This window comes from Micromonospora sp. WMMD987 (assembly GCF_029581435.1).
GTDB lineage: Bacteria > Actinomycetota > Actinomycetes > Mycobacteriales > Micromonosporaceae > Micromonospora > Micromonospora rifamycinica.
This window is the reverse complement of sequence record NZ_CP120861.1, coordinates 4,571,730-4,586,560: the sequence shown is the minus strand read 5'-3', so window position 1 is coordinate 4,586,560 and position 14,831 is coordinate 4,571,730. Positions and strand designations below refer to the sequence as shown.

At 68.2% G+C, this 14,831-nt stretch carries 9 protein-coding genes and 3 CRISPR repeat arrays (2 of these 12 cut by a window edge); of the genes, 7 read left to right on the top strand and 2 right to left on the bottom strand.

Going from position 1 to position 14,831, the window contains the following annotated elements; all coding sequences use genetic code 11:
* A CRISPR array of direct repeats spans positions 1–1,142; the repeat unit is 37 nt; unit sequence GCTGCGCCCGGTCTGCGGACCGGGCGAGGATCGCAAC (it extends 1,187 nt beyond the left edge of the window).
* A gap of 49 nt (positions 1,143–1,191) precedes the next feature.
* Both istB and istA read right to left on the bottom strand, forming a co-directional pair.
* On the bottom strand, positions 1,192–1,986 hold the full coding sequence (istB, locus tag O7612_RS19220) for an IS21-like element helper ATPase IstB (protein ID WP_208567359.1): 795 nt from the start codon (positions 1,984–1,986) through the stop codon (positions 1,192–1,194).
* On the bottom strand, positions 1,987–3,267 hold the full coding sequence (gene istA, locus O7612_RS19215) for an IS21 family transposase (protein ID WP_282266195.1): 1,281 nt from the start codon (positions 3,265–3,267) through the stop codon (positions 1,987–1,989).
* 55 nt (positions 3,268–3,322) lie between these two features.
* A CRISPR array of direct repeats spans positions 3,323–5,864; the repeat unit is 37 nt; unit sequence GCTGCGCCCGGTCTGCGGACCGGGCGAGGATCGCAAC.
* Between the two features lie 165 nt (positions 5,865–6,029).
* Here istA and cas3 point away from each other — a divergent pair.
* From cas3 to cas2, 7 genes are all read left to right on the top strand, one after another.
* Positions 6,030–8,339: a CRISPR-associated helicase Cas3' gene (gene cas3, locus O7612_RS19210; RefSeq protein WP_348774240.1), complete on the top strand. Its 2,310-nt coding sequence runs from the start codon at positions 6,030–6,032 to the stop codon at positions 8,337–8,339.
* Positions 8,340–9,073: 734 nt separating this feature from the next.
* A complete protein-coding gene (gene cas5c / locus O7612_RS19205) occupies positions 9,074–9,763 on the top strand; it encodes a type I-C CRISPR-associated protein Cas5c (RefSeq protein ID WP_282273954.1) in 690 nt (229 codons plus the stop codon).
* Positions 9,763–11,589 carry a type I-C CRISPR-associated protein Cas8c/Csd1 gene (gene cas8c, locus O7612_RS19200; protein ID WP_282266189.1) on the top strand — a complete coding sequence of 609 codons (1,827 nt, stop codon included), beginning with the start codon at positions 9,763–9,765 and terminating at the stop codon, positions 11,587–11,589. The genes cas5c and cas8c overlap by 1 nt, the downstream gene beginning before the upstream one ends.
* Positions 11,586–12,476 carry a type I-C CRISPR-associated protein Cas7/Csd2 gene (cas7c, locus tag O7612_RS19195; RefSeq protein WP_282266186.1) on the top strand — a complete coding sequence of 297 codons (891 nt, stop codon included), beginning with the start codon at positions 11,586–11,588 and terminating at the stop codon, positions 12,474–12,476. The genes cas8c and cas7c overlap by 4 nt, the downstream gene beginning before the upstream one ends.
* A complete protein-coding gene (gene cas4, locus O7612_RS19190) occupies positions 12,473–13,123 on the top strand; it encodes a CRISPR-associated protein Cas4 (protein ID WP_282266184.1) in 651 nt (216 codons plus the stop codon). Before cas7c ends, cas4 begins: the two co-directional genes overlap by 4 nt.
* Positions 13,116–14,144 (top strand): type I-C CRISPR-associated endonuclease Cas1c, encoded by a 1,029-nt coding sequence (gene cas1c / locus O7612_RS19185; protein WP_282266182.1) that lies wholly within the window; start codon positions 13,116–13,118, stop codon positions 14,142–14,144. The genes cas4 and cas1c overlap by 8 nt, the downstream gene beginning before the upstream one ends.
* A gap of 2 nt (positions 14,145–14,146) precedes the next feature.
* Positions 14,147–14,437 carry a CRISPR-associated endonuclease Cas2 gene (cas2, locus tag O7612_RS19180; protein ID WP_348774309.1) on the top strand — a complete coding sequence of 97 codons (291 nt, stop codon included), beginning with the start codon at positions 14,147–14,149 and terminating at the stop codon, positions 14,435–14,437.
* A gap of 126 nt (positions 14,438–14,563) precedes the next feature.
* A CRISPR array of direct repeats spans positions 14,564–14,831; the repeat unit is 37 nt; unit sequence GCTGCGCCCGGCCACCGCGCCGGGCGAGGATCGCAAC (it continues 3,825 nt past the right edge of the window).

Here is a 14,831-nt window from a genome sequence, read left to right as displayed (position 1 = left end):
TGCGCCCGGTCTGCGGACCGGGCGAGGATCGCAACGCTTGCAGCCGCACCGCCTCCACCCGGGCGACGAGGGCTGCGCCCGGTCTGCGGACCGGGCGAGGATCGCAACTGCTCACCGCGGCACGCCGGGTACTGGACGCAGTCGCTGCGCCCGGTCTGCGGACCGGGCGAGGATCGCAACCCCGATCTCGGTGATCTTGCCGATGGGGATAGAGCCGCTGCGCCCGGTCTGCGGACCGGGCGAGGATCGCAACGACTCGCTGTCGAAGGCCGAGCAGGACAAGGCATTCACGCTGCGCCCGGTCTGCGGACCGGGCGAGGATCGCAACTGGGCTAGCAGCGAACGCCTCGAAGCCGACTACCGGGGCTGCGCCCGGTCTGCGGACCGGGCGAGGATCGCAACTATGCGACGACCTCGGAGGCTGTGGCTGCGGTCAACGCGCTGCGCCCGGTCTGCGGACCGGGCGAGGATCGCAACATCACCGCCAACCGCAGCGCGATCGGCGGCGTCTACGGCTGCGCCCGGTCTGCGGACCGGGCGAGGATCGCAACTCCGGGGTGCTGGTGTCGTAGACCGCCGTCAGCTTGTGCTGCGCCCGGTCTGCGGACCGGGCGAGGATCGCAACACCGACAGGATGAGCGTGGTCTTGCCCGACTGGCGGGGGCTGCGCCCGGTCTGCGGACCGGGCGAGGATCGCAACAGGGACGGCGGCCAGCGCCGCCGTCAGGGATCGGGTGCTGCGCCCGGTCTGCGGACCGGGCGAGGATCGCAACGGGGTGCACCCTCTTGACCTGGGCAAACATCCCCAGCTGCGCCCGGTCTGCGGACCGGGCGAGGATCGCAACGGCAGGTCCGACATGGATGGCAACGAGCCGCTCTTCGGCTGCGCCCGGTCTGCGGACCGGGCGAGGATCGCAACCCGGCCGAAGTCCGGCGGGAACGGTCGGGCGAGACGGTGCTGCGCCCGGTCTGCGGACCGGGCGAGGATCGCAACGCGGCGGTGGTGGCGCGGCTCGTGGGGGTCTTGCGGGGCTGCGCCCGGTCTGCGGACCGGGCGAGGATCGCAACGGCAGGTCCGACATGGATGGCAACGAGCCGCTCTTCGGCTGCGCCCGGTCTGCGTGTCAACGACGGACTGGAACTGACCCCCTAACGACGGATTGGGATTGACCCCCCGGTGGTCGTTTCGTGTTACTTGTCGCGGTCCTTCGCGAGGAGTTCTCGGCGGGCTCTGGTGCGGTAGGACTCGCCTGCGAGGGTGAGGACTTCGGCGTGGTGCACGAGGCGGTCGATCATCGCGGCGGCGACGACTTCGTCGCCGAAGACCTCGCCCCACCGCCCGAAGGGCAGGTTCGAGGTGACGAGGATGGAGCCGGTCTCGTAGCGAGATGCGACGAGTTGGAAGAACAGGTTCGCTGCGTCGGTGTCGAAGGGGATGTAGCCGACTTCGTCGACGATGATGAGCTTGTAGCGGCGGATCTTCTTCAGCTCGGCTTCCAGGGCGCCGCGGTGGTGGGCGCGGGCGAGGCGGTCGATCCAGTTCGTCGCGGTGTCGAACAGGACCGAGTAGCCGGACTGGGTGGCCTTGATCCCGAGCCCGATCGCCAGGTGGGTCTTGCCCAGGCCGGGCGGGCCGAGCAGGATCACGTTCTCCGCCTTCGGGATGAACGTCGCCGTGGCCAGGTGCGCGAGGACGTCCTTGCGGAGGCTCGGCAGGTGGTCGAGGTTGAAGTCTTCCAGGGTCTTGATCGCTGGGAAGTGCGCAGTGCGGATCCGCATCGTCGTGCCGGCAGACTCGCGGTCGGCGACTTGCCGTTCCAACACGGCGGCGAGGTACTCCTCGTGCGACCAGTTCGCCTGTCTGGCCTGGTCGGCCAAGGTCTCCCAGGTCCGCCCGATGGTGGGCGTCTTGAGGACTCTGGTGAGGTAGGCGAGCTTGGATCCCAGCCCGTCCGGTGTCGGTCTGCTCTTCGTTGTCGTGGTCATCTACGTTCCTCCGGCTGCGCTTTCCTGGACCGCCTCAAGGTTGGGGCGGGGGTCGAAGTCCACACCGAACAGGGCGTCGTAGTCCGGCAAGGCCCGGATCGCCACGACGTGTCCATCGGCGTGCAAACGAGTCGAGGCCTGCCGCCGGCGGGCGGCCAAGTCCTGGCGCAGCAGCCGGGCGGTGGCCTGATGCTCGGGATCGGTGATCGTGCGGGCGTGACCCCAGTCGCGGTCGTGATCAGCCACGACCTGCCCGGCGCACGAGGCGACCATCCGGGAGGGGGTGGCGAGCACGTCGACGAACCTGCCGATGCACCGAGGGTCCACGGAGTAGTCGTTGCCGTCGATACGCACGTAGTAGTCCCGCCCCAGCCGCACCCGATGCGTGAGCCCGATCGCCGGCGCCACCGGCGGCAGAGCCACCATCGCGGCCCGGTCCGCCGCCCACCTGGCCGTGGGCGTCATCGAGCCGATCGCCCGCAGGACGCGCGTGTTCGCGCGCTGCACGAGCCAGTCGCTGATCTGGACGTTGAAGTCGAACGGCGAGGTGAACACGCGCCCAGGCAGGAATGAGGTCTCGAAGAACCCGTTGCGCCGCTCGACCAACCCCTTGAACTCCGGATCCCTGCGCGGGGCCAGGCGAATGCGCACCCCGATCGTCCCGGCGAACGACGCCGCCTCCGTCGTGAGCTTCCCGGTGCCGCCGATCGCGGCCTCCCGGTCCCAGACCAAGGTCCGTGGACAGGCGCCCCACCCGGCCACGATCTCCCACATCCCCGCCAGGATGTCTCCGGCCTTCCGACTGGGGATCATGACCGCGTCCGTGACTCGCGAGTACCCGCAGGTCATCGCGAGCACCGGCAGGATCCGCTCAGCCCCGCCGCCAACCGGGATCGGCTGGGGTGGGAACCACAGGTCGCACTGGGCGACCTCGCCCGGGTCGTACTCCACTCGGTCGGTCGGGTCCGGTGGAACGAACAACGGGCGCAGCTCCCGGACCCGGTCTTTCAGGATCGTCAGCGACTTCGTCCACCCGATCCGCTCAGCGATCACCGTCGCAGGCATCCGCGGGAACTCCGCGAGCAATGCCCGGATCTGCGGCTCGACGTCGTCCACCAACGAACCACGAGGGCCACGCTCACGCGACGGCGGCGCCTGTGCCCGAAGCGCTGAACGGACCGTGTTACGCGCCACACCCAACCGACGCGCGATCTCCTTGATCGGAACACCCTCAGCCCGATGCAACCGACGGATCTCAGCCCAGTCTTCCAATGCGATCACCCCTCCAGCCTCGGAGGGGTCAGTCCCAATCCGCCGCTAGAGGGTCAGTCTCAGCGCGTCGTCGACACTGCGGACCGGGCGAGGATCGCAACCCGGCCGAAGTCCGGCGGGAACGGTCGGGCGAGACGGTGCTGCGCCCGGTCTGCGGACCGGGCGAGGATCGCAACGCGGCGGTGGTGGCGCGGCTCGTGGGGGTCTTGCGGGGCTGCGCCCGGTCTGCGGACCGGGCGAGGATCGCAACTGAGCTGCGACGTTGACCACCAGTGCCGGACGCTCCAGGCTGCGCCCGGTCTGCGGACCGGGCGAGGATCGCAACAGGTACTCGTCAGGGGTCATGATGCGCTCCAGCTTGAGCTGCGCCCGGTCTGCGGACCGGGCGAGGATCGCAACGCGGCGGTGGTGGCGCGGCTCGTGGGGGTCTTGCGGGGCTGCGCCCGGTCTGCGGACCGGGCGAGGATCGCAACTGAGCTGCGACGTTGACCACCAGTGCCGGACGCTCCAGGCTGCGCCCGGTCTGCGGACCGGGCGAGGATCGCAACAGGTACTCGTCAGGGGTCATGATGCGCTCCAGCTTGAGCTGCGCCCGGTCTGCGGACCGGGCGAGGATCGCAACCGGACGATCCGATCGTCGGATACGCGGGTGCGCGAGTAGCTGCGCCCGGTCTGCGGACCGGGCGAGGATCGCAACTCGGTGCAGCACGACGGCACGAACGCGCCGGTCACCAGCTGCGCCCGGTCTGCGGACCGGGCGAGGATCGCAACCCCGGAAAGGCAGCGTGTTGATGATGGTGGCTCCGCCGGCTGCGCCCGGTCTGCGGACCGGGCGAGGATCGCAACGACGGTGCCCCGGACGTGCAGCTCGTTGGACACCTGCTGCGCCCGGTCTGCGGACCGGGCGAGGATCGCAACCCCCTGCGCGCGGGAACCGGTCGAGTCCCGCAGGATGCTGCGCCCGGTCTGCGGACCGGGCGAGGATCGCAACCTGAGCCTGCTCAACGGTGAGCCGGGTGCGCTCCTGCTGCGCCCGGTCTGCGGACCGGGCGAGGATCGCAACGGCGTGACGGCCAGTCACCTACCTGACAGACGTCCGTGCTGCGCCCGGTCTGCGGACCGGGCGAGGATCGCAACATCTTGGTGACGCCGACCCGCAGCACCACCAAGGCCGGCTGCGCCCGGTCTGCGGACCGGGCGAGGATCGCAACGATGGCGAGCACCTCAGCGTCGGCGGCCAGGTGCTCGCTGCGCCCGGTCTGCGGACCGGGCGAGGATCGCAACACGGTGGTCGACGGGTTCCCGGCCGACCCGGAGCGGGCTGCGCCCGGTCTGCGGACCGGGCGAGGATCGCAACTTCGGTCCAAACAGCAACGGCGTCGAGGTGGCCCGGCAGGCTGCGCCCGGTCTGCGGACCGGGCGAGGATCGCAACCGGCAAGCAGCGCCCGTCGCTGACCGCGATCCGGAAGCGCTGCGCCCGGTCTGCGGACCGGGCGAGGATCGCAACTCCACCTGACCCAGCACCGACAGGCACCAGCGTGTGGCTGCGCCCGGTCTGCGGACCGGGCGAGGATCGCAACCCTACCTCCGGCGTGGTCACCCGGGCGACGTCCTGACGCTGCGCCCGGTCTGCGGACCGGGCGAGGATCGCAACGACCCGGAGCGCTCAGGACGGCTGGTCAGCATCGTCGCTGCGCCCGGTCTGCGGACCGGGCGAGGATCGCAACCATCAGGGCATCGATGGTCGCCTTGTGCTCGACGTGGCTGCGCCCGGTCTGCGGACCGGGCGAGGATCGCAACGTGTACGAGCTGCCCAGGACCATCAGCGCGATGGTGGCTGCGCCCGGTCTGCGGACCGGGCGAGGATCGCAACCGGTAGCCATGGGCTACTCACTCGGCGACGTCAAGGCTGCGCCCGGTCTGCGGACCGGGCGAGGATCGCAACCCCCGCCCCGGGGTGCCACCGAAGGGCGCTGCCACGCTGCGCCCGGTCTGCGGACCGGGCGAGGATCGCAACTGCGTGATGCGATGCGACGGGTCACAGCCTTGGCCGGTGGCTGCGCCCGGTCTGCGGACCGGGCGAGGATCGCAACGCGCCGGGCGACCAGGACGACCGGGAGCGCGTCGCCGAGGCTGCGCCCGGTCTGCGGACCGGGCGAGGATCGCAACCTCTCGGGCTCTGCCCTGTTCGTCGTCGGCGCGGTGATGCTGCGCCCGGTCTGCGGACCGGGCGAGGATCGCAACGAGGTACCGCCGCAGGCTTTGCCGCTGGTGCTGGGCTGCGCCTGGTCTGCGGACCGGGCGAGGATCGCAACTCGGCGGTGGTTGACATGGCACCCTCCACGGTTGCCGGGCTGCGCCCGGTCTGCGGACCGGCGAGGATCGCAACACCCGACAGGTCACCGTGCCGCAGGTCCGGGGCATGCTGCGCCCGGTCTGCGGACCGGGCGAGGATCGCAACCCCGCCACCGGCGGCTACCGTTACAACGAGCTGTCGCTGCGCCCGGTCTGCGGACCAGGCGAGGATCGCAACGCGGACAACGTCCGGGCAGTGGCCCTGGCCATCAAGCTGCGCCTAGTCGACGGACTGGGCGAGGTTCGCGGCCTTCCGTACCTACCAGTGCTGCTGGGTACGAGCTGCTCTACGGGCTCAGGAAGGTTCTCGATATCGAGGGCCAGGTCGACACACTTTTGCTGTGGTGACCGTCTGGGCGCGAAAGGAGTCGGTGGTGGCCGCCGACAGGGTTGATGCTCTGTGGTCGGTAGCCAGATGGCTCAGGGGATCTGTGACGGTGATTCTTGGGGGTTGTGTATGTCTGGTGTGAGTTCCCTGCGGGCGCATAGTCCTGCTACCGGTTCTGGTCGGTGGCACTCGCTTGCAGATCATCTTCGTGGCACTGCGGTGTTGGCGCGACGGTTCGCTGCACCGTTTGGTGGGGGTGAGGTGGCGTACTGGCTGGGTGCGCTGCATGACGTGGGGAAGGCGTCCTGTGCGTGGCAGGACAAGCTCGCTGTGGTCGGGTCCACCGGGGGAGCGGTGGGTATTGATCACAAGTCGTTGGGGACCAGGGTTGCGCAGGAGCGTGGTCTTGGGCCGTTTGCTGGGGCGATTTTCGGCCATCATGGTGGGCTTGTCGATACTCCGGGGCTTCCTCAGGCATTGCGGAAGAGGCTGGCTGACGGGTCCGGGGACGTGGCGTCCGCTGAGCGCGAGTTGCCCGTGTTGCTACCCGATCTGCCGCAGGAGCTGGGTTCTCTGGTGCCGGCGGACTGGCGTGGTGATCTACTGGTGGGGGAAATGGCGCTACGCCTGTGCTACAGCGCGTTGGTGGATGCAGACAGTTTGGACACTTCCGCCCATTTTCAGGGGCTGGCCGGTCCTCGGGTGTCTGCGGATGCCGACTTCAGTCATCTTTACCAGAGATTCGAGCATCGACGTCGGGCGGAGATCGCCGGACGTGGTGGCTCGCCGATCGCGGCCTTGCGGGAGCAGATCTACGCGGATTGTCTGGCGGCGGCTGAGCGCGAGCCGGGGGTGTTCCGCCTTGGTGCGCCGACCGGTGCCGGTAAGACGCTGGCGAGTGGGGCGTTCGCACTGCGGCATGCGGAGAAGCACGGGCTGCGCCGGGTGATTGTGGCGGTCCCGTTCCTCACCATCACCGAGCAGAACGCCGCCGTGTACCGCCGGCTGTTGGACGAAGAGGGTGGTGAGCCGGTTGTTCTGGAACACCACAGCCAGGCCGACTTCGATGATCCGGACGCCGGCCGGTGGGCACGGCTGGCGGCGGAGAACTGGGATGCGCCGTTCGTGGTCACGACCTTCGTCCGGCTATTCGAGTCGCTGTACGCGCGTAAGCCGTCGGCGATGCGTCGGGTGCATCGCCTGGCCAACTCGGTGATCGTGTTGGACGAGGTGCAGGCGCTACCGCATGCCATGCTCGTGCCGATCCTCGATGGTCTTCGCCTGCTCGTGCGGCACTTCGGGGCGACCGTGCTGCTGTCCTCGGCGACGCAGCCGAGCTTCTGGGCGTTGGAGGAGTTCAAGGACGTCCCGTGCACCGATCTGATCCACGACACCCCGAGACTGGTCAGTGAGCTGCGCAGGGTGCGATACGAGTGGCAACTCGACCCGCAGCCGACGCTGGCGGATATCGCCGACCAGGCGGCGGCAGAACGGTCGGCGTTGGTGGTGGTGAACACAACGGCGGACGCGAAGGCGGTGTTCGAGCGGTGGAACGACGCTGCTCAGGAAGGAACGGTCTGGCACCTGTCGACCCGGATGTGCCCGGATCATCGACGGCGGGTGCTGAATGAGGTGCGCGCGCGACTCGACGAGCACGAGCGGGTCCTGTTGGTAGCCACGCAACTCATCGAGGCTGGCGTAGACGTCAGCTTCCCGGTGGTGTTCCGGGCGATGGCACCGGCTGACTCCCTGTTGCAGGCGGCCGGTCGAGCCAACCGTGAGGGCCGGATGGCCGACGGCGGTCGGGTGGTCGTCTTCGCACCGCAAGACGGCGGCCAACCACCCTCGTACAAGACATTGGTCGGCTGTACCGGCCGTCAGTTCGGACCGGACAAGGCAGACCCGGACGACGTGGCGGCGCTGGGACGCTACTACCGCAACGTGTACGACATGCTCAATCTCGCCGACGGCCAGCACGTCGGGAAACGCATCCAGTGCGCCCGGCAACGATGGGAGTTTGAGACCGTGGCGGACGGGCCGATGGACGCGAGCACCGGGCGGCGGGATCGGAAGCTGGCGTTCAGGATGATCGACGACGACGCTGTCAATGTGGTGACCCCACAGGGCGCAGAAAGCCCCGAGCTGCGCCTTGAACTGGAGGAGGCCATCGTCGATCTACGTCACGCACCGGTTCCAGATCTGGCGAAGCTACGTCGTTTACAGGCCTACACGACGAACCTCCACCCCAGCGCTCTACGCCAACCCGGCGTCATGGCGCTACTGCGACCGATTCTCGGCACCGAGGTACGGCGAGGCGCGCTGGTCGAGTGGATCGGCGAGTACGACCCCGCCACGGGGATCAACCTCGACCCGAACCTGGAGCAGTTCGTCGTCTGACGGTGGCTAGGTCACCAGGTGAGCGCGCCACGCGCTCACCTGGTGACCCAATCAATCCATGATCTTGTGCAGCCCTCCAGCTGTGATCAAGCTGGCGACCATGCCGGCGGGCAGGCTCTCGGTGGTGCCGACCATGATGCCGATTGCCGCGCTCAGGGCCATGATGACCACCCAGCGCAGAGGGAGCGGGGAGGGAGTCCTGTGCTCCTGGCCCTCGTCGGGTGGCCTGTGGGCGCGGCGTTGCCTTACTGTCATCTTGTTCCCTTTGGCCTTCCTGATGGCGGGGAGCTGGGCGGTCCGCTGTTCGCGCAGCGGACCGTCGTGTTTGGACAGACGGTGCCCGCCCAGCCGAGACATTCATACCGCAGAGCAGGGCTGCGGTCTACACCCAAGGAAGTTTGGTAGCCTCTCCTAGTCGCCAGCGAAGCGGGTGACCTGCAGCGCTTAGGTGCTGAGAATCGCAACCTTGGGTGGGCTCTCAGAGGGCATGGCTTCGTCTGACTTAGGCTTTCGGGTCCTCGTCGGACGAAGTCCCGCTCCTCCGGAGTCGATCGAGTCAGATTCTTGTCAGTCCTCCGTGGAGCGAATCGGCGTGGTGCAGTCGTTTCTGTCGTACTGGTCGGGGATCGTCGCACGTGGTGTGCGAGGAGGCCTCTTGTTTCGTGGTGTGGTCTTTCTTCGTTCGTGTGTTCGATGAGGGCTGTCGTGGGAGGGATTGTGTGGTGACGACGGAAGTGGTCAATGGGGTGACTCTGCGGCGTAGTCCGGAGGGTGATCTTCCGGTGGTGGTGCAGGTCAGTGGTGAGGCGGCGTTGTTTTCGCGGCCGGAGTTGAAGGTGGAGCGGGTCAGTTATCCGGTGATGACGCCGTCCGCTGCGGTGGGGGTGCTCGAATCGATCTTCTGGAAGCCGGAGATGCGGTACCGGGTGGTGGCTATCGAGGTGCTCAAGCCGGTGCGACAGTTCTCGATCCGCCGGAACGAGACCTCGGATGTCGCACCGTTGGCAGAGGCGCTCAAGGGCACCCGGCGGGTCGACACCGCGGCGCATCGGGATCAACGCAATGCGGTGTGCCTGCGGGATGTGGCGTACCGCATCCATGCTCACGTCGAGGTGGCGGCGCACGCGGACAAGCCGGTCGCAGCGTACCGGGATCAGCTGCGTCGGCGGGTCCGGAAAGGGGCCTGCTTCCAGCAGCCCTACCTGGGCACGCGCGAGTTCAGCGCGGAGTTCGGCTGGCCTGATGACACGCCGAGGGCGGATGTGAACGAGGAGATCGGCATCATGCTGCACTCCATCCACCGCGACGGGCAGTCTGCTCAGCCGCGGATGGAGTGGTTCGCCGCTCGGGTGGCGGCCGGGGTGTTGGCCGTGCCGGAGCGGGGGATCGAGTTGACGCTTCCGGTGGAAGGTCCGGTGGGCTAGTGCTGTTGCAGCGGTTGGTGGAGTTCGCCGACACCAGCACGGACGTCATCCCGCCGTTCTACTCCCGCAAGCCGGTGCGCTGGAGCCTGGACATCGACGCCAACGGCGTACCCCAGGGTGGTCTGGTCGATACGGCGAACACGGACGACCCGAATGCCCGATTCGGCAAGTCCCGGCTGGTGCCGGCGGTGACCCGGACCGTCGGGATCTCGCCCGCGCTCGCGGTCGACACGGGGGAGTACGTCTTCGGTTGGCTGTCGGAAGGAGCCAAACCGGAACGGGTGGCCAAGCAGCACACGGCGTTCCGCGCCCTGATCGCCGAGTGGGCGGTAGCCGAATCAGACGGGCCTGCTCCGGCCATTGCCGCCTTCTACCGCGACGGGCACGCCGACAAGGTTCTACCGCCGGCTGACTGGAACAGGGGAGACCTGGTCGGCTTCTGGGTTGACGGGGTCTACGCGGCGAAGGCTGTCGGAGCGCAGCGTTTCTGGGCCGGGGTGGCCGGTGACCGGAAGGGCTCCGGACGCACCGGGTTGTGTCTGGTCTGCGGGCGGGTGCAGCCGCTGCTCCACACGATGCCGCAGCAGATTCCTCGGCGGTGGGTGCCCGGGGCCACCCAGAGCGCGTCGCTGGTCAGCATGAACGAGGCCACGCACGGCTACGAGTTGCAGAAGTTCCTGACCCACACCCCGATCTGCGCCGACTGCGGCCTGAAGATCATGACCGCGCTGACAGCGCTGCTGTCCGACCCGCGTCACAGCACAAGCCTGTCCGGGCAGAACGCCCGGCTCGCCTGGTGGGTGCTGGGCGGGTCGACCTTCGACCCATGGGCGGCCGTCGAGCAGTTGGACCCCAGCCACATCCAGAAACTGGTCGCCGGACCGGCGGGCGGCGCGGAAGCCTCTCTGGACGAGGTGTCCCGGTACTGCTCGGTGACGGTGGGTGGCAACGTCGCCCGTGTCGTCGTGCGGGACTGGGTCGAGCAGCCGATCTCCCGGGTCAAGGATGACATCCGGGCCTGGTTCGACGACCACCGGATCGTGGACGCCTGGACTGGTGAGGTGGCCACCATCAGGGTCTCCCAACTAGCCCGGGTGGCGGGTCGGTTCGAGGCCGGACGCAACGGAGGCCCCGGGACCTGGACGAAGTTCGGCGCGTCCGGGGAACACCGGCCACCTGACCTGTTCCACCGGCTGCTCAGCGCCGCGCTACTCAGGCGACCGCTACCGCCGAAGCTGCTCAACCACGTCATCAATCGCATCCGGATCGACGGCCGGCTCGACCCCGCCCGTGCGGCGTTGATCCGGCTCGCCCTGCGCCGTTACCCGACCCTGCCCGAGCATGAACGAGAGAGGCTGACGCCGACCTTGAACGTCGCCCACAAGCAGCCGGCCTACGTGGCCGGCCGCATCTTCGCGGTCATGGACGACCTGCAACGCACCGTGTTCCGGGTCGCCGACCAACAGCTGAACACCACCTTCGCCGAACGCTACTTCGGCCGCGCCATCGACAACCCGCAGGTCGTCATCGTCTCCGGCCGCCGCAACGTACAGGCGTGGCTCAAACGCCTCCGCGGCCCGCTGCGCAGGCCCGGCTGGTCGGACGCCTACGAACGACGGCTCGACGACCTGTTCGTCCAGCTCGACGTGATCCCCGGCGCCGCCGTGCTGACGGACAAGGCCCAGTTCATCCTCGGCTACCACCAGCAGCGGGCCGAGATGCGGACCGAACGACTCGCCGCAGCCGCGAACAAGAAGAAGACCGACCTTCCCCCGGAGCCCGACGACGTGGCACCGACCGCCGACGACGAAGGAGACGACGCATGAGCGCCGCGCACCTCGACCCGACCCGCCGCCACGACGCCGTCCTGCTGTTCGACGTCAGCGACGGTAACCCCAACGGCGACCCGGACGCCGGCAACCAGCCCCGCACCGACGACGAGAGCGGACAGGGCCTGGTCACCGACGTGGCGATCAAACGCAAGATCCGCGACACCGTGTCGCTGCTGCGCGGAGACGACCCGCGCTACGGCATCTTCGTCGAAGCCGGCCACGCCCTGAACACCCGGATCGACGGCGCCTTCACCGCCAACCCACCCAAGATCAGCAACAAGCCCACCCCGGCAGAGAGCACGGCAGCCCAGCAGTGGCTCTGCGCGCACTACTTCGACATCCGGATGTTCGGCGCGGTGCTCAGCACCGGCAAGAGCGGCGGCGCCGGTCAGGTCCGCGGCCCGCTCCAGCTCACCTTCGCCCGCAGCATCGACGCGATCGTGCCCACCGACCACACCATCACCCGGGTCACCCAGACCCGCCAGGACGACATCGACAAAGGTGAGCGCACTGAGATCGGGTCCAAGTGGACCGTCCCCTACGGCCTCTACCGCGCCCATTTGTTCTACTCCGCACCCCGCGCCGCGAAGACCGGTGTCACCAGCGACGACCTCGCCGCCCTGTGGCAGGCCGTCACCGTCATGTTCGACCACGACCGGGCCGCCAGCCGCGGTGAGATGAAGCTCTGCGGGCTGTACGTGTTCAGCCACCCCGACGCCTTCGGAGCCGCCCCGTCGGCTGCCCTCACCCAGCGGATCACCGTCAAGCGGACCAACGACGACAAGGCACCGCGCGCCCACACCGACTACACCCGCAGCATCGACGAGGCCGGGCTCCCCGGCGGAATCGAGCTGACCAAACTGGTCGACCTCTGGCCGTGACCCACGACCATCCCACGGACAGCGGCACCGACCTGCGGGAGGTGCCGCTGTCCGCGCTGGAGCATTACGCCTACTGCCACCGGCAGACCGCCCTGATCCACGTCGAGGGCGTCTGGACGGAAAACGTCGAGACGGTACGCGGCGACCTCAGCCACACCACCGTCGACCTACCCGGCATCCACCGACGCCGGGGCCTCACCACCATCAGGTCACTGCCGGTATGGAGCCACACCCACGGCCTACGCGGCATCTGCGACGTCGTCGAGTTCGAGAAGAACACCGCGACACCCGTCGAGTACAAGGTCGGACGCTACAAAACCGGCGGCCCCGCCGAACTGCAACTCGGCGGACAGGCCCTCTGCCTCATCGAAGCCGGATTCGACGTGCCCACCGGATACATCTACTCCGTCGCCGAACGCCGCCGACATCCCATACCCATCGACCATGACCTGCTCGAACGGGTTATCGCCGCCACCGCAGCCGTCCGTCGACTGCTGCACACCCCGACGCTGCCGACAGCCCGCAACGACGCCCGCTGCCGGCGATGCTCGCTACGCGAGGACTGCCTCCCCGAACTGACCGACGGCCAGCGGCAGACCCCACCCGACCTGTTGACCCCACGACCATTGGGACAGTGGCGTGACTGAACTCCTCAACACCCTCTACGTCCAAACCCCCGGCACCAGCCTGCGCCTCGACGGCGACACCGTCCGGATCCACCACCCCGACCAACCCGGACGTCACCTGCTACCCCTCGTCCGACTCGACCACCTGGTTCTGTTCAGCGGCGTCACCCCCACCGACGACCTGCTCCTGCGCTGCGCCGACGACGGCCGCTCCGTCAGCTGGCTCACCGGCAGCGGACGATTCCGCGCCAGCCTGGTCGGCCCCACTCACGGCAACCCACTGCTACGCCAAGCCCAACACCGCGCCGCCGACGCACCGGAACGCCAACTCCCCATAGCCGTCGCCATCGTCGCCGGCAAAATCCACAACGCACGACAAGTCCTGCTCCGCACCGCCCGCGACACCAGCGGCCACCGACAAACCGCACTACGCGCCACCGCCGAACTCCTCGCCCGACGACTCGAACTCCTCACCACCACCGCCAGCAACAACGAAATCCTCGGCGTCGAAGGCATCGCCGCCCGCGACTACTTCGCCGCCATGCCCCACCTCCTCGGCGACAACACCGACTGGAAGGCATCCGGCCGCAACAAACGACCACCCACCGACCCCCTGAACTGCCTGCTCTCCTTTCTATACGGCATGCTGCGCGTCGCCGTCCACGGCGCACTCGAACAGGTCGGACTCGACCCCTACATCGGCTTCCTCCACGCCGTCCGACCCGGCAAACCCGCCCTCGCCCTCGACCTGATGGAAGAGTTCCGGCCCCTCCTGGCCGACCGCCTCGCGCTCACCATGCTCAACAGACGAGAGCTGACCCCCACCGACTTCGAAGAACTACCAAACCAGGCGTACCGACTCACCGACAACGGGCGAAAGACCGTACTGGCCGCCTGGCAACAGAGCCGACAACGTGAGTGGCCCCACGCGCAACTCAACCGCCAGGTGCCTGCCGCACTGCTCCCTCTCGTGCAAGCCCGACTACTCGCCCGCCACCTCCGCGGAGACACGGTCGCCTACCAGCCGTGGACGGTGAACTGAACATGGACCTACTCGTCACCTACGACGTCGAGACGGTCACCCCACAGGGGCAACGCCGACTCCGCAAGGTCGCCAAGATCTGCGAGGCATACGGACACCGCGTACAAAAATCGGTCTTCGAAGTAGTCTGCCGCGACACCGACAAACTCCGCTTCGTCGCCGCCCTCCAAGACGCCATCGACCCCACCCAGGACAGCATCCGCATCTACCACCTACCAGCCCACGCCCTCGACGACGTCGAACACCTCGGCAAACCACGACCCATCGACCCACGCGGAGCCCTAGTGATCTAGGAACCCCCAGTGGACACGAAAAACCCGGAGGGTTCCGAGGTCAAATACCCGGATCAGAGGAATAAAATGGACAGCGAGCAAGTCGATAAGGGATCGTCTGATCGCTATATTTGCTCCTCGTGAACCGCTGCGCCCGGCCACCGCGCCGGGCGAGGATCGCAACCTTGGTAGGTGGCGATGAGGTGCGCGACGTGTAGCAGCTGCGCCCGGCCACCGCGCCGGGCGAGGATCGCAACACGGAGAGTAAACATTTCTTCCTGTGGAGAATGTCTGAGCTGCGCCCGGCCACCGCGCCGGGCGAGGATCGCAACGCCTTTCTGCCGGCGGCGGTCGGCGAAGATGGACAGGCTGCGCCCGGCCACCGCGCCGGGCGAGGATCGCAACGGGGCATACG

What these genes read in the sequence shown, in the direction of transcription:
- cas7c (WP_282266186.1), top strand. Translation starts at nt 11,586, where the DNA reads ATGAGCGCCGCGCACCTCGACCCGACCCGCCGCCACGACGCCGTCCTG.
- cas2 (WP_348774309.1), top strand. Translation starts at nt 14,147, where the DNA reads ATGGACCTACTCGTCACCTACGACGTCGAGACGGTCACCCCACAGGGG.
- cas3 (WP_348774240.1), top strand. Translation starts at nt 6,030, where the DNA reads ATGGCTCAGGGGATCTGTGACGGTGATTCTTGGGGGTTGTGTATGTCT.
- istB (WP_208567359.1), bottom strand. Translation starts at nt 1,986, where the DNA reads ATGACCACGACAACGAAGAGCAGACCGACACCGGACGGGCTGGGATCC.